The organism is Rhodoferax ferrireducens (assembly GCF_031458075.1).
GTDB classification, from domain to species: domain Bacteria; phylum Pseudomonadota; class Gammaproteobacteria; order Burkholderiales; family Burkholderiaceae_C; genus Rhodoferax_B; species Rhodoferax_B ferrireducens_A.
On record NZ_JAVDXT010000005.1, the window covers coordinates 1 to 23849 of the forward strand.

Below are 23849 nucleotides of genomic sequence, written 5' to 3' on the forward strand. Positions count from 1 at the left end.
AAGGATCAGCACTGCGACTTTTACCTCGCCTTGCCTGACTCGCTGTGATCAGCGAAGCCTTGTATTCTAGCATGCTTTTTCAAGCTTGCTGCAAACGTTTTACGTTTTCTTTAGAGCTTGGAGGTAAGCACTAAAGAAAACGCCCAGTCCGCTGGACTGGGCGTTTCTTGCTGTAATAGCCTGACGATGACCTACTTTCACACGGGAACCCGCACTATCATCGGCGCAGAGGCGTTTCACTGTCCTGTTCGGGATGGGAAGGAGTGGTACCACCTCGCTATGGTCATCAGGCATAACTTGTTGCCGCCCTGACATCGGTCAGGGCAACGAATTCATAGAGATTTAATCAGCTCCGGCATCGCACCGGATATGTTTTTGAATGCGTCACTTGGCATAACTATTCCTTGATCACACCTGCGTATGTATCAAAGTTATAGGGTCAAGCCGCACGAGCAATTAGTATCAGTTAGCTTAACGCATTACTGCGCTTCCACACCTGACCTATCAACGTCCTGGTCTTGAACGACTCTTTAGGGGGCTCAAGGCCCCGGCAGATCTCATCTTGAAACGAGTTTCCCGCTTAGATGCTTTCAGCGGTTATCTCTTCCACACTTAGCTACTCGGCAATGCCACTGGCGTGACAACCGATACACCAGAGGTGTGTCCACTCCGGTCCTCTCGTACTAGGAGCAGGCTTCCTCAAATCTGCAGCGCCCACGGAAGATAGGGACCAAACTGTCTCACGACGTTTTAAACCCAGCTCACGTACCTCTTTAAATGGCGAACAGCCATACCCTTGGGACCGGCTACAGCCCCAGGATGAGATGAGCCGACATCGAGGTGCCAAACACCGCCGTCGATATGAACTCTTGGGCGGTATCAGCCTGTTATCCCCAGAGTACCTTTTATCCGTTGAGCGATGGCCCTTCCATACAGAACCACCGGATCACTATGTCCTGCTTTCGCATCTGCTCGACTTGTCAGTCTCGCAGTTAAGCACGCTTATGCCATTGCACTATCATCACGATGTCCGACCGTAACTAGCGTACCTTCGAACTCCTCCGTTACGCTTTGGGAGGAGACCGCCCCAGTCAAACTGCCTACCATGCACTGTCCCCGATCCAGATAATGGACCTAGGTTAGAACCTCAAACACACCAGGGTGGTATTTCAACGTTGGCTCCACAAGATCTAGCGACCCTGCTTCAAAGCCTCCCACCTATCCTACACAGATCTGTTCAAAGTCCAATACAAAGCTACAGTAAAGGTTCATGGGGTCTTTCCGTCTTTCCGCGGGGAGATTGCATCATCACAAACATTTCAACTTCGCTGAGTCTCAGGAGGAGACAGTGTGGCCATCGTTACGCCATTCGTGCAGGTCGGAACTTACCCGACAAGGAATTTCGCTACCTTAGGACCGTTATAGTTACGGCCGCCGTTTACTGGGACTTCAATCAAGAGCTTGCACCCCATCATTTAATCTTCCAGCACCGGGCAGGCGTCACACCCTATACGTCCACTTTCGTGTTTGCAGAGTGCTGTGTTTTTAATAAACAGTCGCAGCCACCGATTTTTTGCAACCCCGTTGGGCTCCATCCGCGAGGGACTTCACCTACTAAAGGCACACCTTCTTCCGAAGTTACGGTGTCAATTTGCCGAGTTCCTTCTCCTGAGTTCTCTCAAGCGCCTTAGAATACTCATCTCGCGCACCAGTGTCGGTTTGCGGTACGGTCGTGTGTAGCTGAAGCTTAGTGGCTTTTCCTGGAAGCAGGGTATCACTCACTTCGGCTGCAAGCAGCCTCGTTATCACCCCTCATCTAAGCCCGGCGGATTTACCTACCAGGCACGACTACAGGCTTGAACCAACATATCCAACAGTTGGCTGAGCTAACCTTCTCCGTCCCCACATCGCACTACACATCGGTACAGGAATATTGACCTGTTTCCCATCAACTACGCATCTCTGCCTCGCCTTAGGGGCCGACTCACTCTACGCCGATGAACGTTGCGTAGAAAACCTTGCGCTTACGGCGAGGGGGCTTTTCACCCCCTTTAACGCTACTCATGTCAGCATTCGCACTTCTGATACCTCCAGCAGGGTTTACACCACCACCTTCACAGGCCTACAGAACGCTCTCCTACCACTTGCAATAAATTGCAAATCCGCAGCTTCGGTAACTGGCTTAGCCCCGTTACATCTTCCGCGCAGGACGACTCGATCAGTGAGCTATTACGCTTTCTTTAAATGATGGCTGCTTCTAAGCCAACATCCTGACTGTTTTAGCCTTCCCACTTCGTTTCCCACTTAGCCAATTTTAGGGACCTTAGCTGGCGGTCTGGGTTGTTTCCCTCTTGAGTCCGGACGTTAGCACCCGGTGCTCTGTCTCCCAAGCTGTACTCGTCGGTATTCGGAGTTTGCATTGGTTTGGTAAGTCGCCATGACCCCCTAGCCAAAACAGTGCTCTACCCCCGACGGTAATACTTGAGGCACTACCTAAATAGTTTTCGGAGAGAACCAGCTATTTCCAAGTTTGTTTAGCCTTTCACCCCTATCCACAGCTCATCCGCTAGTTTTGCAACACTAGTCGGTTCGGACCTCCAGTGCGTGTTACCGCACCTTCATCCTGGCCATGGATAGATCACTTGGTTTCGGGTCTACACCCAGCGACTGAATCGCCCTATTCGGACTCGGTTTCCCTACGCCTTCCCTATTCGGTTAAGCTTGCCACTGAATGTAAGTCGCTGACCCATTATACAAAAGGTACGCAGTCACCCCTTGCGAGGCTCCTACTTTTTGTAAGCATGCGGTTTCAGGATCTATTTCACTCCCCTCCCGGGGTTCTTTTCGCCTTTCCCTCACGGTACTAGTTCACTATCGGTCAATGATGAGTATTTAGCCTTGGAGGATGGTCCCCCCATATTCAGACAGGATTTCTCGTGTCCCGCCCTACTTTTCGTTAACTTAGTACCACGCGTCTGTTTTCACGTACGGGGCTATCACCCGCTATGGCTAGCTTTTCCAAGCTATTCCGTTAACAGTCGCGCTATCACTAACAGGCTTTTCCGATTTCGCTCGCCACTACTTTCGGAATCTCGGTTGATGTCTTTTCCTCGAGCTACTGAGATGTTTCAGTTCACCCGGTTCGCCTCGCATGACTATGTATTCATCATGCGATACCCCGAAGGGTGGGTTTCCCCATTCAGAAATCTCCGGATCAAAGCTAATTTGCCAGCTCCCCGAAGCTTATCGCAGGCTATCACGTCTTTCGTCGCCTATCATTGCCAAGGCATCCACCACATGCTCTTATTCACTTGACCCTATAACTTTGACGTCTCTTTACAGAAACACCGCCGTTGTCTTCAAGGAATGTTTGATTGGTCTTTCACCAATCGCGTTATGCCGTAAACAACTACAGCTCTTTCGAGCTTTCATCGTTAATTTTGAATTTCAAACCAAAGTCTGAATATTCGTTTTGACGCAATCAAAAAATTGTCGCTAGCGGCACGGTCTGCACTAAACCTTTACGAATGTGCAGTTTCCGCTAGCAACGCTGATTAAACTCTATGAATTTTTAATGAACAGCCGATCAACCTTTCGGTTAATTTATATCGATCAATAGATATTGATCAACAACAAAGTAGCCTCGTTAAAAGCCACTTTGGTGTTGAATAAATAAGCACCAAATTATTGGTGGAGGTGACAGGACTCGAACCCGCTACCTACTGCTTGCAAAGCAGCCGCTCTCCCAGCTGAGCTACACCCCCACAAAACGGCAGTGTTGTTGAATGGATGGTGGGTCTGGTTGGTTTCGAACCAACGACCCCCGCCTTATCAAGACGGTGCTCTAACCAACTGAGCTACAGACCCAAGCCGGTCGCTCTGAGATTCATTTCAAACTAAATACGAGACTCAGTTTAAAAATTGTCTTAGCGACAACCTTCCAACAACCGATAAGTGTGGGCATTCAAATTTGATTGCAGTTTCCAGAAAGGAGGTGATCCAGCCGCACCTTCCGATACGGCTACCTTGTTACGACTTCACCCCAGTCACGAACCCTGCCGTGGTAATCGCCCTCCTTACGGTTAGGCTAACTACTTCTGGCAGAACCCGCTCCCATGGTGTGACGGGCGGTGTGTACAAGACCCGGGAACGTATTCACCGTGACATTCTGATCCACGATTACTAGCGATTCCGACTTCACGCAGTCGAGTTGCAGACTGCGATCCGGACTACGACTGGTTTTATGGGATTAGCTCCCCCTCGCGGGTTGGCAACCCTTTGTACCAGCCATTGTATGACGTGTGTAGCCCCACCTATAAGGGCCATGAGGACTTGACGTCATCCCCACCTTCCTCCGGTTTGTCACCGGCAGTCTCATTAGAGTGCCCAACTAAATGTAGCAACTAATGACAAGGGTTGCGCTCGTTGCGGGACTTAACCCAACATCTCACGACACGAGCTGACGACAGCCATGCAGCACCTGTGTTACGGCTCTCTTTCGAGCACGAAGCTATCTCTAGCGACTTCCGTACATGTCAAAGGTGGGTAAGGTTTTTCGCGTTGCATCGAATTAAACCACATCATCCACCGCTTGTGCGGGTCCCCGTCAATTCCTTTGAGTTTCAACCTTGCGGCCGTACTCCCCAGGCGGTCAACTTCACGCGTTAGCTTCGTTACTGAGTCAGTGAAGACCCAACAACCAGTTGACATCGTTTAGGGCGTGGACTACCAGGGTATCTAATCCTGTTTGCTCCCCACGCTTTCGTGCATGAGCGTCAGTACAGGTCCAGGGGATTGCCTTCGCCATCGGTGTTCCTCCGCATATCTACGCATTTCACTGCTACACGCGGAATTCCATCCCCCTCTACCGTACTCTAGCTATGCAGTCACAAATGCAGGTCCCAGGTTGAGCCCGGGGATTTCACATCTGTCTTACATAACCGCCTGCGCACGCTTTACGCCCAGTAATTCCGATTAACGCTCGCACCCTACGTATTACCGCGGCTGCTGGCACGTAGTTAGCCGGTGCTTATTCTTACGGTACCGTCATTAGCCCACCGTATTAGGGCAGACCGTTTCGTTCCGTACAAAAGCAGTTTACAACCCGAAGGCCTTCATCCTGCACGCGGCATTGCTGGATCAGGCTTGCGCCCATTGTCCAAAATTCCCCACTGCTGCCTCCCGTAGGAGTCTGGACCGTGTCTCAGTTCCAGTGTGGCTGGTCGTCCTCTCAGACCAGCTACAGATCGTCGCCTTGGTGGGCTTTTACCCCACCAACTAGCTAATCTGATATCGGCCGCTCCAATCGCGCGAGGCTCTTGCGAGTCCCCCGCTTTCATCCAGAGATCGTATGCGGTATTAGCACAGCTTTCGCTGCGTTATCCCCCACGACTGGGCACGTTCCGATATATTACTCACCCGTTCGCCACTCGCCACCAGGATTGCTCCCGTGCTGCCGTTCGACTTGCATGTGTAAGGCATGCCGCCAGCGTTCAATCTGAGCCAGGATCAAACTCTATAGTTCGATCTTGAATTTTTGCCCCTGACTTTTACCACCAGGGGCCACTCATAAATTGGAATTGACATGAACTTCATTTCTGATATTCACATCTTTTTTACTTCATGAGCGTTTGTAGTGCTATGCACTAGTTCCGAAGAACTTGGCAATCGCATTCAAACGCCCACGCTTATCGGCTGTATATTTTTAAGGATCAGCACTGCGACTTTTACCTCGCCTTGCCTGACTCGCTGTGATCAGCGAAGCCTTGTATTCTAGCATGCTTTTTCAAGCTTGCTGCAAAAAACTTGTTTTTTGCTTACCTGCCGCAGAACGCTTTCGTTTAAAACTTGGCGCTTGCTGCGTTTAGCAGAGCCTCGAATTATATACTGGTTTTCACCAACTTCCGAGCCATCTGCGACCTTTTGATTTGCTTTCGCATCCTGCATATTTCTACGCATCATCAGGGCAGCTTTCGACTTTAGCACTGTTTCGACGCACAACACAACCCACACGGCAATTTCTCTCAACTACACCGTGAGCGTGGCGTCATCTTTACATATATAAGGCCTGTTTAGCCGCCCTATACAGGCACAAACCCGCAGGCCGGATAATCCCCCCAACATGGCACTCATTACCCTACTCGACGCCCAACTGGCTTTTGGACACGTCGCACTTCTCGATAAAGCCGCTTTTTCCCTTGAAACCACGGAGCGTGTGGGCCTGATCGGCCGCAACGGGGCGGGTAAATCGTCCATGCTCAAGATCTTGGGCGGACTGGAGAAGCCCGACGACGGCACCATGCACGTACAGCAAGGTCTGCGTATCGCCTATGTGGCCCAGGAACCGCTGCTGGACGCGGACGTCAGCGTCTTCAAAGCGGCCAGTGTCGGCCTGGCCGCGGTGATTGAAGCGCGGGACCTGTATTTGTCGGGCGCCGATGGCGTGGATCTGGATGCACTGCAGTCGCAGATTGAAGCCTTTGATGCCTGGAACTGGGAGCAACGCGTAGAAGAAACCCTGCACCGCCTGCACCTGGACCCGGATGCGATTGTCGGCACACTGTCGGGTGGCACCAAGAAACGCGTGGCCCTGGCCCAGGCGTTGGTCGCCAAGCCCGACGTGCTACTGCTCGATGAGCCGACCAACCACTTGGACCTGGACTCCATCGAATGGCTGGAAGACCTGTTGATCGACTTCAACGGCAGCCTGATCACCATCACCCATGACCGCAGCTTCCTGAACCGCGTAGCCACCCGGATTGTGGAGCTCGACCGCGGCAAGCTCAACTCCTACCCCGGCAACTTCGAGCAGTACGTGCTGCAGAAGGAAGAGCAGCTGGCGCAAGAGGCGGTGATTTCCGCCAAGGCCGACAAGCTGCTGGCGCAAGAAGAAATCTGGATCCGCAAAGGCGTGGAAGCCCGCCGCACCCGCAGCCAAAGCCGCATCAGCCGCCTGGAAGCGCTGCGCGACAGCCGCGCCAAACGCCGCGAAGCCCAGGGCAGCGTGAACCTGGACGTGGCCTCGGGCCAGTCCAGCGGCAAGATCGTTGCCGAGCTCACCGATGTCAGCAAATCCTTCGGCGAAAAGATCATCGTCAAGGGTTTCAGCGATGTGATTCTGCGTGGCGACAAGGTCGGTTTTCTGGGCGCCAACGGTGCCGGCAAAAGCACCTTGCTCAAGCTCATTCTGGGCGAAATCCAGCCCGACAGTGGCAAGGTGCGCCAAGGGGCGAACCTGCAAGTCGCCTACTTCGACCAGATGCGCAATGCGCTGGATCTGGACGCCACGCTGGAAGACTTCATCAGCCCCGGCAGCGAATGGATCGAGATTGGCAACCAGCGCAAGCACGTGAAGAGCTATCTGAGCGACTTCCTGTTCTCCCCGGCGCGCGCCAACTCCCCGGTGCGCTCGCTGTCGGGTGGCGAACGCAACCGCTTGCTGCTGGCACGCTTGTTCGCCCGCCCGGCGAATGTGCTGGTGCTCGACGAGCCGACCAACGACCTGGACATCGACACGCTGGAACTGCTGGAAGACCTGCTGCAGAACTACGATGGAACCGTGTTCCTGGTCAGCCATGACCGCGCGTTTCTGGACAACGTAGTGACCAGCATCATCGCCCACGAACCCGAGGAGCGGCCCGGCTTCTGGCGCGAGTACGAAGGCAGCGTGCAGGACTGGCTAATCCAGAGCAAGCGCGCCAAACTGATCACCGAAACCAACCGCAAAAATACGCCACAGCGCACATTAGATCTACCGGTGGCGCTAGCAAATACAGAGCAAAAGCCAGTGGCGGCGGTTGCCGTGACCAAAGCCCGCAAGCTCAGCTTCAAGGAGCAGCGTGAGCTCGATGGCCTGCCGGAGCAGATTGCGGCGCTGGAGCTGGAACAATCCGGCATCACCGCCGAACTGGCCGATGGCAGCATCTACAGCAAGGACGCCGCCCGCGCTGCGACCCTGGTGCAACGCAATGCCGCGATCGACGAACTGCTGCTGGCGGCGCTGGAGCGCTGGGAAATGTTGAGCGCCTAAACGCTATTATTTACATAGCTGGTGGCGCTTATCAAATAAGCGCCAGATGCCAATTACCCATAGGGAATGCGGCATCAAATCCGGTTGTGTAGCCGATCGCCGCTCGCCCCGAGCTTGGCCAACAAGGCCGGGGCGATCTTGTCGAGCGGCAGCACTTCATCGGCCGCACCATGTGCAATGGCTTCGCGCGGCATGCCGAACACGACACAGCTGGCTTCATCTTGCACGTAGTTGTAGCTGCCTTTGTCGCGCATTTCGCGCATGGCGCGCGCGCCGTCGTTGCCCATGCCCGTGAGCATGATGCCGTAGGCGTTGCGACCAACCATCTCGGCACAGGACAGGAACAGCACCTCAACCGAGGGCCGGTGACGGTTGACGGGTTCGGCATCTTCCACCACGGCCACGTAGTTGGCACCGCTGCGGTTGATGCGGAACTGCTTGCCGCCCGGCGCGATGTACGCATGGCCGGGCAGGATGCGCTCGCCATGGACCGCCTCTTTGACCGTGATCTGGCACAGGCTGTTCAAGCGCGCGGCAAAGCTGGTGGTAAAGCCTGGCGGCATGTGCTGGGTGATGACGATGGCCGGCGAGTCGGCCGGCATGTGGACCAGAATCTCCTTGATGGCTTCGGTGCCGCCCGTGGAGGCGCCGATGCAAATCATCTTCTCGGTCGACAAGCGGCCTATCAACGAGTTGGTGGGACGCGCGGCCGAGGCAGCAGCGGGTACGGCGGTAGAGCCGGGAGGGGTGAGCACGGGCAACAACGGACGGCGGAACTTGGCCACCGCAGCAACGCGCACCTTGTCGACGATTTCCGAGGCCAGCTCTCGCAAGCCGCTGGCCAGGCCGATACGCGGCTTGGCGACAAAGTCCACCGCCCCCAGCTCCAGCGCGCGCATGGTGACTTCAGCGCCTTGGGCGGTCATGGTCGAAATCATCACCACCGGCATGGGCCGCAGGCGCATCAAACGGCCCAGGAAGTCGATGCCGTCCATGCGCGGCATTTCCACATCCAGCGTGATCACGTCAGGATCGAGGTCGCGAATCATTTCGCGCGCAATCAGCGGGTCGTTGGCCGCACCGATGCACTCCATATCAGCCTGCCGGTTAATGATTTCGGTCAGCAGACTGCGCACCAAGGCCGAGTCGTCCACCACCAACACACGGATCTTCTTCATCACTCTACCTGGCTAAAACAAATCGACAGAACCACCGGACGTTGACTGCACCACCGTGGCCACATTGCCACGCCGCTCGTTGACTGCCTGGTCCGGATGGGCATGGGCCAGTCGCTTGACCATGGCCTTGCCGGTTACCGGAAAAAAACACACTTTGCGCGGATAAATGTCCAACACGTCTTGCGACAACAGCGGAATCCGCTCGGTGTGCAAATAATCAATCACGAACTGGGTATTGCGCTCACCCACATTCATGGTGGTGAAGTTGGACATCACCTGGCCGCCGCCAAAAATCTTGGCCTGCATGGTTTCACGGCGGGCGCCGTTCTTGAGCATTTCGTTGATCAACAACTCCATGGCGTAGGAGCCGTAGCGCCCGGCCCCGATACCGTCTTCGCCATCGGGCAGCATGAAGTGGTTCATCCCACCCACCTGCGCCCGGGTGTCCCACAGGCAAGCTGCGATGCACGAACCCAGTACCGTCATGATGACCAGGTTTTCGTCCGACACAAAATACTCGCCGGGCAAGACCTTGACGGCATTGAACTGAAAGTGGTGGTCGGCGTAAAAAAATGATGCCTCCCCGGGCTTGCGTGGACGAGCCTTAAGCTGTTCTATCGTGCTATTGCGCTCGCTCTGGGGGCGCCCCACCGGCGTACTTCCTACGCGCAGGGCCCGCCGGCGATCAGCGTCAGGACCGATGGGGAACTCGCCCGCAGCCATGCGCTGGGCAAGCGTGGGACCGGAGGTTCTAGGAATGTCCATAGTCTTTATTCGTCCAACGCAGCTGCGTGGCCCGCACACGGAAAGCCCGACCAGCGGGGGCGGTTGTTAGCAACGCTCATAGCTGGTCTTTCCCCGCAAAGTAAACAAATCGCGCGACTCGCTGAAGTTTTCTGCGTGGCCTACAAACAACATCGCCCCAGGTTTCATCACGCGATGGATGCGCTCCAGCACTGCGCGCTGGGTGGGGCCATCAAAGTAAATCATGACGTTGCGGCAAAATACCACGTCGAACGGCTCACGGAACGGCCAGTCGTCGCGAATCAGGTTGACGCTGATGAAGTCGATCATGCGGCGCAGCTCGGGCTTGATACGCACCAACCCGGCGTTGTCGCCTTTGCCGCGCAACAGGAATTTCTGCATGCGCCCCTGGTCCAGCCCCTTGAGGTTCTCCAGCCGGTAAATGCCTTGTGCGGCCGACGCCAGCACCTTGGAGTCGATGTCGCTGGCCACCAATTTGAAACTAGCATTGGCCCCCAGGGACTCCAACGCCGTCATGGCAATCGAATACGGCTCCTCTCCCGTCGACGAGGCACTGCACCAGACATTCCACGGCGCGCCCGCAGGCTTGGACTTGAACAAGGTGGCCAGAATTTCAAAATGGTGCTGTTCGCGGAAAAAGGCCGTGAGGTTGGTCGTCAAGGCATTCACAAACTCTTGCCACTCAGGGCCATCGGTTTGTTCCAGCCACCCCAAATAATCCCGAAAACTGCTATGCCCGGTATCGCGCAGGCGGCGCGACAAACGGCTATACACCATGGCGTGCTTGCCATCGTGCAGCTTGATACCGGCATGCTTGTAGATCAGCGACTGGACGCGTGCGAAATCGGCGTCCGTCCAAACGAATTCACGCCCCTCCAAAATGGGGCCATTGCCGGCCGCGGCAGGGGAGTGGCTAGGCAACATAGGCTAGGCAGCTCAGTCGGCCGACAAGCCCATTTCCGGCCCGGACATGAGGCGCTCAATGTCCAGCAAGATCAACATGCGGTCACTGACCGAACCCAGGCCCAGGATGCAGCCGTTGTCAATAATGCTCTCGATATCGGGGGCGGTTTTGATGCTGTCTGCCGCGAGTTCCAGCACATCGCTGACCGAATCCACCACGATGCCGACGATGCGGCTGCGCAAATTCAAAATGATGACAACAGTGAAGCTGTTGTACTCGGCCTCGGAGCAGTTGAACTTCAGCCGCATGTCCACGATGGGCACGATGGTGCCGCGCAGATTGACCACCCCTTTAATGAAGGTGGGGGCGTTGGCAATCCGCGTGGGCGGCTCGTAGCCACGAATTTCCTGCACTTTCAGAATGTCGATGCCGTACTCTTCCTGGCTGAGCCGGAAGGTCAAATACTCGCGCGCTGCGGTGGTCAAATCACCAACCCGTTCCATTGCACCCATGTCACTCTCCTTCAACATCTACTCGTTTGTACTGCTTGGCCAGGCGCTCAATGGCGGGACCGGCGCACCAAGGCACCGATGTCCAAAATCAGGGCAACCTTGCCGTCGCCCATGATCGTGGCGCCGGACACATTCGACACCTTGCGGTAGTTAGATTCCAGATTCTTCACCACCACCTGGTGCTGGCCCAGCAGCTCGTTGACCAGCAAGGCCACGCGGCTGCCTTCCGACTCCACCACCACCATGATGTTGTTGGTTTTTTCAGCATCGGCAATAGGCACCTGGAAGATGCGTTCCAAAGCAATCACCGGCATGTACTCTTCACGCACCTTGACCAGCTGCGAACCTTGGGCAACGGTGCTAACGGCCTCGTCATTGACCTGGAACGACTCCACCACCGACGACAGCGGCAGGATGTAGACCTCGTCCCCCACACTGACCGACATGCCATCCATGATGGCCAAGGTCAACGGCAGGCGCACCGACACCTTCATGCCAAAGCCTTCGCTCGAATCAATATCCACCGTGCCATTCAGTGAAGCAATATTGCGCTTCACCACGTCCATGCCTACGCCACGACCCGACACATCGGTAACGGTCTCGGCGGTGGAAAAGCCGGGCGCGAAGATCAGCTGCCAGACCTCGGCATCGGTCATGCTGTCGCTGACATCCAGCCCCCGTTCACGGGCTTTGCGCAAGATTTTTTCACGCGACATGCCTTTGCCGTCATCGCGCACCTCGATCACGATGGAGCCGCCCTGGTGGGCTGCAGACAAGGTGATGGTGCCGTTCTCCGACTTGCCGGCAGCACGCCGCTCTTCGGGCATTTCAATGCCGTGGTCACAGCTATTGCGCACCAAGTGGGTCAGCGGGTCGGTGATTTTCTCGACCAGGCCTTTGTCCAATTCGGTGGCCTCACCTTGGGTCACAAAGTCCACCTTTTTACCCAAACGGTTGGCCAGATCACGCAACATGCGCGGGAAGCGGCTGAACACGATGGACATGGGAATCATGCGGATCGACATCACCGACTCTTGCAGGTCGCGGGTGTTACGGTCGAGATCGGCCAAACCAGCAAACAGCTGCTGGTGCATCGCAGGATCCAGCCCCTGGCTGTTTTGCGCCAACATCGCCTGCGTGATGACCAACTCGCCGACCAGATTGATCAGTTGATCGACCTTTTTGATATCAACGCGGATGGTGGTGGCTTCCAGCGGCGTCTGGGCTGCCGCTTTAGGCTCGGCCTTGGCGGCTTTGGCGGCAGCATCTGCTGCAGGCACCACGGCCTGGGACTCTGATGGATGGCCGGGTGCACCGGCGAAAAACCCATATTCCTCTTCTACTCCCGTAGAGGCCGCAGCAGCGGCCAGCTCCGGCTCTGGCGCAACAGCCACCGCTTCAGGAGCAGCCGCCTCGCCATCGCGGTCGGAAATCTTCACAATCTCTTTGGCGACGTGAAAAACAAAAAGATCCAGTAAATCCTCATCCGAGGAAGTCGTCTCCACCGCAAAAACCCGGGTATCAGCGCGGTCACTAGGCAGGCTGGACATGCTGCCCAAACCCGGAATGTCCCTGAACAGTTCTTGCACCGCATCGGCCTGGTCAGGCCGTTCCAGTGGCCCAATGTGGATGACCAACGAGCGCGGGCCGCCAACTTTCTTGCTGACTGCAACAGGCGCCGGCGCCGGGGGGGCAACCACGACCGGTGCGGCAACTGGAATCTCGCCGGCAGCCAACACGCTAATGCGCTTGACCAAGGCCGAGGTGGACACCGCGACGCCCTCGCCGCCGGCCTGGTGCCGCGCGAGCAAACTGCGGGAAGCATCGGCAGACTCCAGCAAGGCATCAACCATAGGAGGAATCAACTTGAGCTCATGGCGGCGTAAACGGTCTAGCAGCGACTCCATCTGGTGGGTTAACTCAGCCACATCCGAGAAACCAAAAGTGGCGGCCCCACCCTTGATGGAGTGGGCGCAACGGAAAATACCGTTCAGCTCTTCATCATCTGTATTCGCAAGGTCCAGATCCAGCAACATCTGCTCCATCTGGTCCAGGTTCTCCCCAGCCTCTTCAAAGAAGATTTGGTAAAACTGGGTCAGGTCAAAATCGGCGCCTGAGCTCTCTTGGTGCATTTCAGCCATACGGACTCCTGTGTTGCCTCTATCCGAGCGCGTCGAATTTAGCGAATAACTTTCTGGATCACCTCAATCAACCGTGCCGGATCAAACGGCTTGACCAGCCAGCCCGTGGCTCCTGCGCTCCGCCCTGCCTGCTTCATCTGGTCACTGGATTCAGTGGTCAAGATGAGAATGGGGATGGTCTTGAACTTAGGATGCTCTCGCAACAGGCGCGTCAGGCCAATGCCATCCAGCCTGGGCATGTTTTGATCGGCGAGCACCAAATCGATAGAGTGCGACTGCGCTTTCTCAAAAGCATCCTGCCCATCCACCGCTTCAATCACTTGGTAACCCGCTCCGGTCAACGTGAATGACACCATCTTTCGCATTGAGGGTGAATCGTCAACGGCAAGAATCGAATGCATGAAAAGCTCCAGCTAAAGAAGAGAGTGCTTGTAAATTTCGGAGGATAGGCGTGTCAAAACAGCTCAATGGACCCTGCGTCCATTTCGCTTTGGGTCACAGGGTTAGGACGGTCGGGAACCATAGCCCCAAAGGGCGCAGCCTCTTCACCATCTTCCTGTCCCATGCTTTCTGATGCCAAGCGGAACGCACAGCCTTGCAGCATAAGCGTTGTGTGCACGATTAATTGCGAGGCCATATCTTGGAACTGCAGCTCTGTGACTGCCGCACGCAGGTTGCTGCGCACATCGTCCACGGCGGGCACATCGGGTAAAGCAACAGCATCCAGGCCTTGGTTCACGCTGTTAAAGCGCGCCATTAAGTTGTCCATGGTGTGGCTAAGCAAACTTTCGAGTCGACTCAGGTCGTGCATCACCACCATCAGGGAGTCCTGTACCTCAGCGACCAACATCACCGGTAACTGGACGACAGGTCCCGTAGACATGGAAGGCTCTGTTTGCATGTATTCTCCGTCGCTGCAGGAAAGCCCTAGACAAATTGCCTCGTTATAGCCGGATGTTAATTCTATTTCACATTCTGTTACGAACAATCTGCAAATTGATTCGCAAGGCCCCAGCATATAACAGGCCACCACCTTATAGGTATCTGATTTTTATGTGGCTCATTTTTCCATGGATTTGAGGTTGGCATGACACCCTGGTTTGAGACTCAACCTATCCACATACTGCACCTGGAGGATTCCGTCATCGACCACCAAATTGTGGTGCATGCCTTGAAGAAACAAGGGCTTGCCTGCACGGTCAACCGGGTCGAATCACTGCCCGCCTTCGAACAGCTGACACGCAGCACACGGTTCGACCTCATCTTGGCCGACTACCGCCTGCCGGGCTTCACGGCCATTGATGCCTGGAACGCACTCCAACAACAGGAACAGCAGCCACCTTTCGTGTTGCTTTCAGGCGCCATTGGTGAGGCGGCGGCCGTGGATGCGATTCGACTGGGGTTTAGCGACTACCTGCTCAAAGATGACATCAATAAGCTGGCGCATGTCATCGCCCGGGCCATCGAAGTAAGAGAGATCCGCCAAGCCAAAGAGCGCGCAGACAAAGACCTGGCCGCCTCCGAACGCCGCTTGGCAGAGCTGGCAGAACACCTGCAAAGCTCCATAGAACAAGAAAGGGCCGCAATTGCCCGGGAAGTGCACGATGATATTGGCGGTTCCTTGGCCGCAGTCAAACTCGATCTAGCCTGGCTGGCCCGGCACCACAAGGACGCCCCCACCGCCGCACATATTGGTTCGGCCCTGGAAATGCTGCAGCATGCGCTGGGCGCCAGCCAGCGCATCATGATGGATTTACGCCCGCCTATCCTGGACCAAGGCCTGAGTGCCGCGGTACAGTGGCTGGCACAAAGCTTTCAGAAGCGCACCGGCATCAGCACCACGTTTCATGCGACCCATGAAAAAATCCATACCAACAAAGCAATTCAGCTGGTGGCCTACCGCACAGCACAAGAGGCTTTAACAAATATATCGAAACACGCTGAATGCAGCGCCGTCAGCATCGAACTGACCGACGGAGAAGGCGTTTTGACCCTCGAAGTTACCGACAATGGCCGCGGTATACAAAAAAACCAACTGGACAAACCTAAGGCTTTTGGCCTGCGAGGCCTGCACGAAAGAGCCAAAACCGTCCAGGGCTGGCTGGACATCAGCAACCGGGGCGGCGTCGGCACATCCATTATTCTGTCTGTGCCGCTGCCCTCCGAGACAGCAGACCCAGCCAACGGGAATTCCCCATGATCCATGTAGTTTTATGCGATGACCATGCCATGGTCCGCCGCGGTATCCGCGACACCTTGTCCGAAGCAGTAGATATTCAGGTCACCGGCGAAGCATCGGGCTACGCAGAAGTCCGGGAGCTGCTGCGTACCATAGCGTGCGATGTACTGGTATTGGATTTGAGTATGCCCGGGCGGGGCGGCATGGAAGTACTCGCGAGCCTGCGGGAAGCGGACTCGCCCATCAAGGTACTGATTGTGTCGATGTTCCCAGAGGACCAATATGCGATTCGCTGCCTACGGGCAGGCGCACAGGGTTATCTGAACAAAGCCGGCGACCCCGAAGAGCTGGTGCAGGCAGTGCGCACCGTGATGCAGGGACGCAAGTATGTGACGCCCGAAGTCGCGCAAATGCTGGTGGAAAGCTTATCGAAACCGGTGCTTGAAGTCCCTCATGCATCTCTGTCGGAGCGGGAAATGCAGACTCTGTTGAAGATTGCCTCGGGCAAACGCCTGTCTGACATCGCAGAGGAATTGCTGCTGAGCCCGAAAACAGTCAGCGTCTACCGCACACGGGTACTGGAAAAACTGAAACTGACGAACAATGCAGAACTGACGGTGTACGCTATTCGAAACAATTTGGTCTGAGCAGCATTGCCGATAAAGACAGCCCTAACGCCGGGCGGAGAATAAATCGATGGCACGCTCCATCAATGCCATCGTCGGCTGGTCCAACATGGGTAGGGTGACGGTTACCCCCACAAGACCCATGGTTAACGTCACAGGAAAGCCAATCGCGTAAATATTCATCTGCGGTGCGACCCTGGAGATCACCCCCATCGTCAAATTGACGAACAACAGCATACCCACCATGGGCAGGGCCATCCATAAAGCACTGGCAAACAGGTCTGCGCCCAGGGTGTACATCTTGATGTGCTGCAGGGTCACCAGAAAATTGCCATCGACTGGGAAGCTCTCAAAACTCTTGATAACGGCCATTAGCACCATCAGGTGCCCGTTCATCACCACAAACAGCAGTATCGACATGTGGCCTAAGAAACGGGATACCGCACTGACCTGGGCATTGCTCGCCGGATCAAAAAAGGAGGCGAAATTAAGCCCCATTTGCAAACCAACCAATTCGCCCGCTAACTCTACGGAAGCAAATACCAAACGTACCGCGAAGCCGATTGCCAAACCGACCCCGACCTGCTGAACCACTGCAGCCAAAGCTTGCGGACTGTTCAGGCTGATCATGGGTTGATTAGCCAGACTTGCCTGTGCGGCCAAGGCCACGAAAAAAGCCAACGCCACTTTGGCGCGCTGCGGTATGGCCTTTAACGAGAACACTGGCGCGACACTGAACATCGCCAGTACGCGCAAAAATGGCCAGACGATGGGAGACAGCCACCCCGCCAACTGCGCTTCGGTAAAAGTGATCACCGATAAGCCCTGCGCTACAACACCAGGGTAGGAATGGATTCGATGGTGCGGCGGATGTAGTCCACCAAGGTACTCAGCATCCAAGGGCCGGCGATGGCAAACACCAGTACGGCCGCAATCAGCTTGGGCACAAAAGAAAGCGTGGCTTCATGGATTTGCGTGATGGCCTGGAAGATGCTCACAACCAAGCCCACCACCAGCACCGTCACCAAAATCGGGGCCGACACCATCAGCAGCAACCACATGGCTTCTTGCCCTGTGGTGAGAACCATTTGCGAGTTCATGCAATCTGCTTATTTTTTGCTACTGGACAAAGCTGGCGGCCAAGGAGCCGATCAACAAATTCCATCCGTCCGCCAAGACGAACAACATCAGCTTGAACGGCAGTGCCACTAAAACCGGGGACAGCATCATCATGCCCAAGGACATCAGCACACTGGCGACAACAATATCAATCACCAGGAAGGGGATGAAAATCATGAAGCCAATCTGGAAAGCCGATTTCAGCTCACTGGTCACAAACGAAGGTACAAGCACCCGCAAAGGCGCGGTTTCTGCCGTAACACCTGCATCGAGTTTGGCCAACTTGGCAAACAAGGCGAAGTCCGATTGGCGGGTCTGCTTCAGCATGAATTGGCGCACGGGCGCTTCGCCCTTCTCCAACGCTTGCTCAAACGACAAAGCATTGGTCGTGTAGGGGACGTAAGCGTCGGTGTACACGCGGTCCAGCGTTGGCCCCATCACAAAGAAAGTGAGAAACAACGATAAGCCAATAACAATTTGATTCGGAGGCGCAGACTGGGTTCCCAGAGCTTGGCGCAGCAACGACAGCACGATCACGATGCGGGTAAAACCCGTCATCATCAATAAAACCGCTGGCAGAAACGACAACGCGGTAAAAAACAGCAGCGTCTGGATTGGTACGGAATAACTAACACCTTGACCCGGGGCACCAATCAACAGCGGCAAAGTACCGGCAGCCTGGGCAAATACAGGCGCGTGAATCAGGCCCGCCAATACAAGCCCCCAGGTGCGTAAGCGTAACTTAAACATTCGGCGTCCCACTCTGCACAGCAGATGCCACGGCCGCATAAGTCACAGCCTGCCCCGCCACCTGAGCGGTGTGCAGGCAGGTAATGGCCTGCCCGGTAACACCTAGCACCAGCCAAGCCCTCGCACCCTCAGGCCCCACCTCGACCGTCACCACCCGTTGTTGCGGACCTACCGCTAAAACAGACACCAGGCGCGAAGCATTCAATGTTGCATTTGCACTACCCAAGGTACGCCGCTGTATCCACTTAACGGCGAAAGGAAGCATCGCCAAAACAATGACGAATAGCACCACCACGAGCAGCGTCTGGCTCATCATGCTCGATCAGCCTTTGCTCAAGCGCTTCAAGCGCTCGGAAGGCGTCACCACGTCGGTCAAACGGATGCCGAACTTGTCATTCACCACCACAACTTCACCCTGGGCAATCAGGTATCCATTGATCAGAACGTCCATGGGTTCACCAGCGAGCGCATCCAGTTCGACCACCGAACCTTGCGCCAGTTGCAGGATGTACTTGATAGGGACCTTGGTACGCCCCAACTCCACTGACAAAGTGACAGGGATATCCAAGACCATATTGATGTCTTGGGAGGTTCCATCTTTAGCCTGCACGTTTCCGCCAAACAAAGGACCACCCTGCCCGACATCTTCCACCTTTGCGTCGGAAACCTTTTGCTCTTCCAAGGCCTCGGCCCAGGCGGCCATCGGATCTTCAGCTTCGTCGTTCTTGTTATCCGTTGCCATTTAAATCTCCTGGGGAATTACTTTCACTGCCTCGCAAACACTCTTCAATACGAATCGCATACTTCGAATTGTGCGTTCCGTACTGGCACTCAAATATCGGCACACCGCCGATAGAAGCCCGAATCCGAGGCTCCCGCTCCAGCTCGATAAAGTCGCCAGGCTTCATACTCAGAAGCTGCTCTACCGTGGCTTCTGCTTGGGCCAGTTCGGCTACCAACGTAACTTCAGCCGACTGGATCTCCCGGCTCAGCAAGGTGATCCAGCGCCGATCCACCTCCACGGAATCACCCTGCGTAGACGAATACAACACGTCCCGGATGGGCTCCAGCGTCGAATACGGCATGCAAATATGGATCGCGCCGGCGATATCGCCAATTTCGAGCTGAAACACAGTCGAAACCACGATCTCGCTCGGCGTTGCAATATTGGCAAACTGGGGCTGCATCTCCGAGCGCTGGTAGTCCAGCTCCAAGGGGTAGATGCCATGCCAGGCTTTTTTGTACTCCGCACAGACGACATCCACCAGGCGATTGATCACCCGCTGCTCCGTCATGGAAAACTCTCGCCCTTCGATACGCGTTTGGAACTTGCCGACACCACCATACAAGGTATCGATCACCCCAAACACCAAAGAGGGCTCACAAACGATCAAGCCACTGCCGCGCAAGGGGCGGATCGCCATGATGTTGAAATTGGTGGGAACCGCTAGTTCTCGCAAGAACGCGCTGTAGCGCTGCACCGAAACCGTCCCTACGGAAATTTCAGGGCTTCTGCGAATGAAGTTAAAAAGGCCAATGCGGAAATTACGGGCAAACCGCTCGTTGACGACCTCCATGGTCGGCATGCGGCCCCGGACAATACGCTCCTGGCTGGAGATATCGTAGTTGCGGATTTCACCCGCCTCGAAAACTTCCTCTGCCGCTTTTTGGCTTTCACCGGTGACGCCCTCCAGCAGGGCATCAACTTCTTCTTGCGATAAGAATGATTCACTCATGAAGCGACTCCATGGTGGCCCATCATTGGATGATGAAACTGGAGAACAGAATGCTCAGCACCGGATTGGCCGCTGCAGCGGATTTCTTCTTGGCCGCGCTCTTCTTCTTGGGTGCGGCATCTGCGGCAGGCTCTTCTTCGTGCTCTTCCACCTCGTAACCCAGGGGAGTAGACACCTCGCGCAAAATATCGCGCGCCAGCTTCTCTTTGCCTTCTTTAGTTAGTAGCTCGTCCGACGTGTGCTGCGAAATCAATAGCAAAACACCGCTGCGGATAGTAGGCAAATTCGCCTTGACGGCATCTGAAGTCTTTTGATCCACCACGCCAATGGTGATACCAATCTGTACAAACTTCTCCCCACCCGGATCGGCCAAGTTCACGACCATATTGTCCATGGGAAGAAATACGGGAGGCACCATGTGCTTGGCTTCAGCATGGGCCGCAGGAGCAGCATCCTCGCCATCCTCAGAGGCAGGAGCGCGCAAAAAGACAAACCACCCACCACCCGCAAGCACCAATAACAAAATGACCGCCACGATGATGACGATCATTTTTTTGCCCTTGGCCTTAGGGGGCGCGGACGCTTCAGCGGCAGCAGGTGCAGACACAATAATTCCTTCCGGGGTGGGGCTTTTCACGGCCCACGTTCGCCATCAACTCAACATGTATGGATGCATTATTTATCCAAACAAGTTTACTGGCAGCCAGATAAGCGGTACAAAACCGCCGTATTCACACCACTCAGAACAATAAGAGCACGGACTCCTGGCGCACCCAGCTATACAAACAAATCAACCGCACGACCAGAAGTACGTGCAGGCACCACCGCCCGAACCGCCAGCTCCTCCGATACATTGCGCGCAGCATTCTGCCTATCTTCGGAAGGCGCACGGCGCTCACGGGCCCCGGCACCACCAGCCCCAGAGGAGCCCACGGAGAGACCGGAAAGCACCATGCCCTCTTGCTGCAGCAAATCCTTGAGATGGGCCGCAGCTCCGGTCAACAGCTCCCGGGTTTCCACTTGGTCCGTACGGAACTCGACATGGGCCTCATTGCCAGACAGGGAAATGCTCACCTGCACAGGCTCCGCACCCGCGCCATCGAACGTCAACTCCGCATTCTGGATGCCCTGGGATATCCAATAGTTGACCTGGTCCGCAATGGCTGCTTCAGGAGCTATCTGGGCGGCATCCACCGCCACGGCAGTGCTGTCGAATTGAACCGTGGGGGTAAATTGATGCTGCCCTATGCCGCCTTCATGGCCCCGCTCCCCCTTTACCGCCGAAACATCCTTGGTCTCTAGAGCGGTAGCCTTCAGTGCGGCGGCGGCATCTGATGCCAGCTGGGTTGCCGAGGGTTCCGTCACCGGCATCACCCACTTACCGCCCTCCGCCAAGCTGGCCAGGCGATCCGCACGGACATCCGCGACCGCGGTACCCAGCACAGGTTTGGCAGCCCCTTTTTTACCGGCCTCCGCCAGACCGGCTGTTGCCTGCCCGGCATCTGCTGCCGCTGTACTGCCGGCAGCCAGGCGACTTTGAATTTGCTCAAAAACCGAGGCGTAGTTCGCCAAATTGGCCGACTGAGCCTGGCGGTCCGATGCCGTCAATTGCGCCCCCCCCTTACCTGCATCAGCCACACCCGAGGCCATCGTGCCAAGCTCACCGACCAGATTTGACGCCTCCGACTGCTCCGCTCCGGCTTGCGGCAATGTGGCCGGCGTCGCCACCGGCACAGCTGGAGCAAGCCAAATAGCGTCTGGCACCACTGTATCTTTTGCCGGCTTGCTGGCACCTGCTGATTTCTTGCGTGCCAGCCCTTTGGCCTCGGAATCCTCGTCTGCAGAGGCTTCTACGACTTTTTCCGGAGAGGCCTCCGGCTCTTTATCCAGCCCATTCAGCAAGTTGGAAAACGCATCCGGTTCCTTGTCGCCGTTTGCGCCATCGGCTTTGGACCTCGCTCCGCCTTGCTGGATCTCACCAGCCTTTGGCACCAGCGCAACAGGAACACTTTCGATACTCATGACACCCCCTCACCAAATTGCTGGTCTATTGATTTTCCAAACCGTAACGCCGCAAACTCATCGATTTGCTTTTGTTCACGGCGACTCTGCAGGCGGTCCGCCTCCAGCTGCTTGTTTCGGCATACTTGCTTCAATGTAGCGACCCGTATCTCTGCATCCGCCAATTGCTTCTTTGCAACGTCAACCCATCGGGCCTGGTCGGCCAAAATGCCCTGCTGCATCTGAATCGCCTGCGCCAAACGCTCCATAAATTGGTAATGGTGGCGCATCATCTCCGGCAATGCACAGTTCTGCGCCTGCACCATCCAGCGGTCCTCAGTTTCGGTGGCGTAGGTTTCCAGCTGCTCCAACTGGTTCTTCGCTCCCAGGTACTTCTGCTGCGCCTGCCCTAATGCACGGCTTGCCTCATCGCGCTTGAGATGCGCCACATCAATCGCCACCGCCAATGTTTTGAGAAGCGTCATAGTGGCCCCAATTTACGCTTTTGCGAGCTCATCGGCTACCAGGAGCTTTGGTGATGCTCCGCTCCATGTCGGTCAAGCTCTGCTGCAGAGAGGCGGATACATACATGCCCTGCTGCAAGAAGTCGGTCATGCCACCATTCAGGCGAATGGCTTCGTCCAGCCCAGGGTCCGAGCCGCTCGCGTAAGCCCCGATTTGCACCAGATCACGGCCCTTCTGGTAGCGCGAATTGATCACCCGGAACTTTCGAGCAATCTCGAAGTGTGCCGGCGACACCACGTTATGCATCACCCGCGATGCCGATTGCTCTATATCGATTGCCGGGAAATGCCCGGCCTCGGCCAGGGAGCGCGACAACACAATATGCCCGTCCAGAATCGCCCGGGCCGCATCGGCAATCGGGTCTTGCTGGTCATCCCCCTCCGACAGCACGGTATAGAAGGCGGTAATTGATCCTACACCGTTCAACCCATTTCCACTGCGCTCCACCAACTGCGGCAACTTGGCAAAGCACGAAGGTGGATAGCCCTTGGTAGCCGGAGGTTCGCCAATGGCCAAAGCAATTTCACGTTGCGCCATGGCAAACCGGGTCAACGAATCCATCAGCAACAAGACATGCTGGCCCTTGTCCCGGAAATACTCAGCCACAGCCGTCGCATAGGCAGCGCCTTGCAAGCGCAGCAGTGGCGGTGCATCGGCCGGTGCAGCCACGACCACGGAACGGGCGCGCCCGTCTTCGCCCAAAATATCTTCAACAAACTCTTTGACTTCCCGACCCCGCTCGCCGATCAGGCCGACCACGATCACATCCGCCTTGGTATAGCGGGCCATCATGCCCAGCAACACGCTCTTGCCCACCCCAGAGCCAGCAAACAAACCAATACGCTGCCCCCGGCCCACCGTCAACATGGCATTGATCGCACGCACCCCGGTATCGAGCGGTTCACGCACCGGATCGCGATCCATAGCATTAATCGGCTGGCGATCCAAAGGCACGGCCATCACATCTTGCATCGGACCGCCATGGTCCAAGGGTACGCCTTGGGCATCCACCACCCGCCCTAGCAAGCCATCTCCCAGTGGCAAACGCAGCACACCTGCCGTCGCGACTTTGTCGCGCGGCGCATCCCCCAACCGAGGTACCGCGATGTAAGGCGCTGCAGGCACCACGCTGGCTCCGCTGCGCAGGCCATGCACATCGCCAGCGGGCATCAGGTAAGCACGGTCGTTCGAAAACCCCACCACCTCCACCAAGACGGAGGGGCCACCCTCCATGGAAACGTTGCATTGCGACCCCACTGGAGTACGGATACCAACTGCCTCCAACACCAGGCCGGCCAAACGGGTCAACGTGCCTCGCACCTCCAAGGGGCTTCCACTATCGACGCGCTGCTGCGCATCCGCCATAAAGCGTGACCAAAGGGGC

21 protein-coding genes, 2 tRNA genes and 3 rRNA genes are annotated in these 23849 nt (G+C 56.0%); 3 read left to right on the forward strand and 23 right to left on the reverse strand.

From position 1 onward, the window contains the following. Window positions 1-178: 178 nt before the first annotated feature. The 6 genes from rrf to J2X19_RS21000 form a co-directional block, all read right to left on the reverse strand. Window positions 179-291, reverse strand: a 5S ribosomal RNA gene (gene rrf, locus J2X19_RS20975). Between the two features lie 144 nt (window positions 292-435). After that, a 23S ribosomal RNA gene (locus tag J2X19_RS20980) occupies window positions 436-3317 on the reverse strand. Between the two features lie 371 nt (window positions 3318-3688). Next, window positions 3689-3764, reverse strand: a tRNA-Ala gene (locus tag J2X19_RS20985). A 26-nt stretch (window positions 3765-3790) separates the two neighbouring features. Further along, window positions 3791-3867 (reverse strand) — tRNA-Ile (locus tag J2X19_RS20990). A 120-nt stretch (window positions 3868-3987) separates the two neighbouring features. After that, window positions 3988-5524: ribosomal RNA gene (locus tag J2X19_RS20995) — 16S ribosomal RNA — on the reverse strand. Together the 16S, 23S and 5S rRNA genes with 2 tRNA genes alongside form the textbook arrangement of a ribosomal RNA operon. 248 nt (window positions 5525-5772) lie before the next feature. Further along, window positions 5773-5961, reverse strand: coding sequence for a hypothetical protein (locus J2X19_RS21000; protein WP_310376238.1), 189 nt, complete (start codon window positions 5959-5961; stop codon window positions 5773-5775). A 160-nt stretch (window positions 5962-6121) separates the two neighbouring features. Here J2X19_RS21000 and J2X19_RS21005 point away from each other — a divergent pair, with 160 nt between their 5' ends. Then, window positions 6122-8029: an ATP-binding cassette domain-containing protein gene (locus J2X19_RS21005; protein ID WP_310376239.1), complete on the forward strand. Its 1908-nt coding sequence runs from the start codon at window positions 6122-6124 to the stop codon at window positions 8027-8029. 74 nt (window positions 8030-8103) lie between these two features. On the opposite strand, the gene J2X19_RS21010 is transcribed toward J2X19_RS21005, so the two are convergent. The 7 genes from J2X19_RS21010 to J2X19_RS21040 all read right to left on the reverse strand — a co-directional run bounded on the left by J2X19_RS21010 (window position 8104) and on the right by J2X19_RS21040 (window position 14430). After that, complete coding sequence (locus J2X19_RS21010) at window positions 8104-9210, reverse strand: protein-glutamate methylesterase/protein-glutamine glutaminase (protein ID WP_310376241.1); 1107 nt, start codon at window positions 9208-9210, stop codon at window positions 8104-8106. A gap of 9 nt (window positions 9211-9219) precedes the next feature. Next, a complete protein-coding gene (gene cheD / locus J2X19_RS21015) occupies window positions 9220-9930 on the reverse strand; it encodes a chemoreceptor glutamine deamidase CheD (RefSeq protein ID WP_116606964.1) in 711 nt (236 codons plus the stop codon). A 108-nt stretch (window positions 9931-10038) separates the two neighbouring features. Next, window positions 10039-10896, reverse strand: coding sequence for a CheR family methyltransferase (locus tag J2X19_RS21020; protein ID WP_116606963.1), 858 nt, complete (start codon window positions 10894-10896; stop codon window positions 10039-10041). 12 nt (window positions 10897-10908) lie between these two features. Beyond that, window positions 10909-11388 (reverse strand): chemotaxis protein CheW, encoded by a 480-nt coding sequence (locus tag J2X19_RS21025; protein WP_092762528.1) that lies wholly within the window; start codon window positions 11386-11388, stop codon window positions 10909-10911. A 47-nt stretch (window positions 11389-11435) separates the two neighbouring features. Next, complete coding sequence (locus tag J2X19_RS21030; RefSeq protein WP_310376247.1) at window positions 11436-13529, reverse strand: chemotaxis protein CheA; 2094 nt, start codon at window positions 13527-13529, stop codon at window positions 11436-11438. 38 nt (window positions 13530-13567) lie between these two features. Then, the gene (locus tag J2X19_RS21035) at window positions 13568-13930 is read right to left on the reverse strand and encodes a response regulator (protein ID WP_092762532.1); all 363 of its coding nucleotides are present in this window, start codon (window positions 13928-13930) and stop codon (window positions 13568-13570) included. 53 nt (window positions 13931-13983) lie between these two features. After that, a complete protein-coding gene (locus J2X19_RS21040) occupies window positions 13984-14430 on the reverse strand; it encodes a hypothetical protein (protein ID WP_116606961.1) in 447 nt (148 codons plus the stop codon). A gap of 186 nt (window positions 14431-14616) precedes the next feature. Here J2X19_RS21040 and J2X19_RS21045 point away from each other — a divergent pair, with 186 nt between their 5' ends. Beyond that, window positions 14617-15729, forward strand: a complete 1113-nt coding sequence (locus J2X19_RS21045; RefSeq protein ID WP_310376248.1) for a hybrid sensor histidine kinase/response regulator — start codon at window positions 14617-14619, stop codon at window positions 15727-15729. Next, window positions 15726-16355: a response regulator gene (locus J2X19_RS21050; protein ID WP_310376250.1), complete on the forward strand. Its 630-nt coding sequence runs from the start codon at window positions 15726-15728 to the stop codon at window positions 16353-16355. Before J2X19_RS21045 ends, J2X19_RS21050 begins: the two co-directional genes overlap by 4 nt. Window positions 16356-16379: 24 nt before the next feature. Here J2X19_RS21050 and fliR read toward each other — a convergent pair whose 3' ends face one another. From fliR to fliI, 10 genes are all read right to left on the reverse strand, one after another. Further along, entirely contained in the window at window positions 16380-17150 is a 771-nt protein-coding gene (gene fliR / locus J2X19_RS21055; protein ID WP_310376252.1) for a flagellar biosynthetic protein FliR, read from the reverse strand. Between the two features lie 14 nt (window positions 17151-17164). Beyond that, the gene (gene fliQ / locus J2X19_RS21060) at window positions 17165-17434 is read right to left on the reverse strand and encodes a flagellar biosynthesis protein FliQ (RefSeq protein ID WP_092762542.1); all 270 of its coding nucleotides are present in this window, start codon (window positions 17432-17434) and stop codon (window positions 17165-17167) included. A 19-nt stretch (window positions 17435-17453) separates the two neighbouring features. Beyond that, the gene (fliP, locus tag J2X19_RS21065; RefSeq protein WP_310376254.1) at window positions 17454-18203 is read right to left on the reverse strand and encodes a flagellar type III secretion system pore protein FliP; all 750 of its coding nucleotides are present in this window, start codon (window positions 18201-18203) and stop codon (window positions 17454-17456) included. Then, window positions 18196-18519 (reverse strand): flagellar biosynthetic protein FliO, encoded by a 324-nt coding sequence (locus J2X19_RS21070; protein WP_310376256.1) that lies wholly within the window; start codon window positions 18517-18519, stop codon window positions 18196-18198. The genes fliP and J2X19_RS21070 overlap by 8 nt, the downstream gene beginning before the upstream one ends. 6 nt (window positions 18520-18525) lie before the next feature. Beyond that, the gene (gene fliN, locus J2X19_RS21075) at window positions 18526-18945 is read right to left on the reverse strand and encodes a flagellar motor switch protein FliN (protein ID WP_116606957.1); all 420 of its coding nucleotides are present in this window, start codon (window positions 18943-18945) and stop codon (window positions 18526-18528) included. Further along, window positions 18932-19939 (reverse strand): flagellar motor switch protein FliM, encoded by a 1008-nt coding sequence (gene fliM, locus J2X19_RS21080; protein ID WP_092762549.1) that lies wholly within the window; start codon window positions 19937-19939, stop codon window positions 18932-18934. Before fliM ends, fliN begins: the two co-directional genes overlap by 14 nt. Window positions 19940-19961: 22 nt before the next feature. Continuing rightward, a complete protein-coding gene (locus J2X19_RS21085; RefSeq protein ID WP_116606956.1) occupies window positions 19962-20489 on the reverse strand; it encodes a flagellar basal body-associated FliL family protein in 528 nt (175 codons plus the stop codon). 227 nt (window positions 20490-20716) lie between these two features. Further along, window positions 20717-21961: a flagellar hook-length control protein FliK gene (gene fliK, locus J2X19_RS21090; RefSeq protein ID WP_310376262.1), complete on the reverse strand. Its 1245-nt coding sequence runs from the start codon at window positions 21959-21961 to the stop codon at window positions 20717-20719. Beyond that, window positions 21958-22425: a flagellar export protein FliJ gene (gene fliJ, locus J2X19_RS21095; RefSeq protein ID WP_116606954.1), complete on the reverse strand. Its 468-nt coding sequence runs from the start codon at window positions 22423-22425 to the stop codon at window positions 21958-21960. Before fliJ ends, fliK begins: the two co-directional genes overlap by 4 nt. Window positions 22426-22453: 28 nt before the next feature. After that, the gene (gene fliI, locus J2X19_RS21100) at window positions 22454-23830 is read right to left on the reverse strand and encodes a flagellar protein export ATPase FliI (protein ID WP_405048727.1); all 1377 of its coding nucleotides are present in this window, start codon (window positions 23828-23830) and stop codon (window positions 22454-22456) included. Between the last annotated feature and the right edge of the window lie 19 nt (window positions 23831-23849).

Excerpts from the sequence above, each read along its gene's own strand:
- J2X19_RS21005 (WP_310376239.1), top strand. The coding sequence starts at position 6,122 with ATGGCACTCATTACCCTACTCGACGCCCAACTGGCTTTTGGACACGTC.
- J2X19_RS21025 (WP_092762528.1), bottom strand. The coding sequence starts at position 11,388 with ATGGGTGCAATGGAACGGGTTGGTGATTTGACCACCGCAGCGCGCGAG.
- J2X19_RS21045 (WP_310376248.1), top strand. The coding sequence starts at position 14,617 with ATGACACCCTGGTTTGAGACTCAACCTATCCACATACTGCACCTGGAG.
- J2X19_RS21035 (WP_092762532.1), bottom strand. The coding sequence starts at position 13,930 with ATGCATTCGATTCTTGCCGTTGACGATTCACCCTCAATGCGAAAGATG.
- fliK (WP_310376262.1), bottom strand. The coding sequence starts at position 21,961 with ATGAGTATCGAAAGTGTTCCTGTTGCGCTGGTGCCAAAGGCTGGTGAG.
- J2X19_RS21020 (WP_116606963.1), bottom strand. The coding sequence starts at position 10,896 with ATGTTGCCTAGCCACTCCCCTGCCGCGGCCGGCAATGGCCCCATTTTG.
- J2X19_RS21070 (WP_310376256.1), bottom strand. The coding sequence starts at position 18,519 with ATGATGAGCCAGACGCTGCTCGTGGTGGTGCTATTCGTCATTGTTTTG.
- fliN (WP_116606957.1), bottom strand. The coding sequence starts at position 18,945 with ATGGCAACGGATAACAAGAACGACGAAGCTGAAGATCCGATGGCCGCC.
- fliI (WP_405048727.1), bottom strand. The coding sequence starts at position 23,830 with ATGGCGGATGCGCAGCAGCGCGTCGATAGTGGAAGCCCCTTGGAGGTG.
- fliJ (WP_116606954.1), bottom strand. The coding sequence starts at position 22,425 with ATGACGCTTCTCAAAACATTGGCGGTGGCGATTGATGTGGCGCATCTC.
- J2X19_RS21085 (WP_116606956.1), bottom strand. The coding sequence starts at position 20,489 with ATGATCGTCATCATCGTGGCGGTCATTTTGTTATTGGTGCTTGCGGGT.
- cheD (WP_116606964.1), bottom strand. The coding sequence starts at position 9,930 with ATGGCTGCGGGCGAGTTCCCCATCGGTCCTGACGCTGATCGCCGGCGG.
- J2X19_RS21030 (WP_310376247.1), bottom strand. The coding sequence starts at position 13,529 with ATGGCTGAAATGCACCAAGAGAGCTCAGGCGCCGATTTTGACCTGACC.
- fliQ (WP_092762542.1), bottom strand. The coding sequence starts at position 17,434 with ATGAACTCGCAAATGGTTCTCACCACAGGGCAAGAAGCCATGTGGTTG.
- J2X19_RS21000 (WP_310376238.1), bottom strand. The coding sequence starts at position 5,961 with ATGATGCGTAGAAATATGCAGGATGCGAAAGCAAATCAAAAGGTCGCA.
- fliP (WP_310376254.1), bottom strand. The coding sequence starts at position 18,203 with ATGTTTAAGTTACGCTTACGCACCTGGGGGCTTGTATTGGCGGGCCTG.
- J2X19_RS21050 (WP_310376250.1), top strand. The coding sequence starts at position 15,726 with ATGATCCATGTAGTTTTATGCGATGACCATGCCATGGTCCGCCGCGGT.
- fliM (WP_092762549.1), bottom strand. The coding sequence starts at position 19,939 with ATGAGTGAATCATTCTTATCGCAAGAAGAAGTTGATGCCCTGCTGGAG.
- J2X19_RS21040 (WP_116606961.1), bottom strand. The coding sequence starts at position 14,430 with ATGCAAACAGAGCCTTCCATGTCTACGGGACCTGTCGTCCAGTTACCG.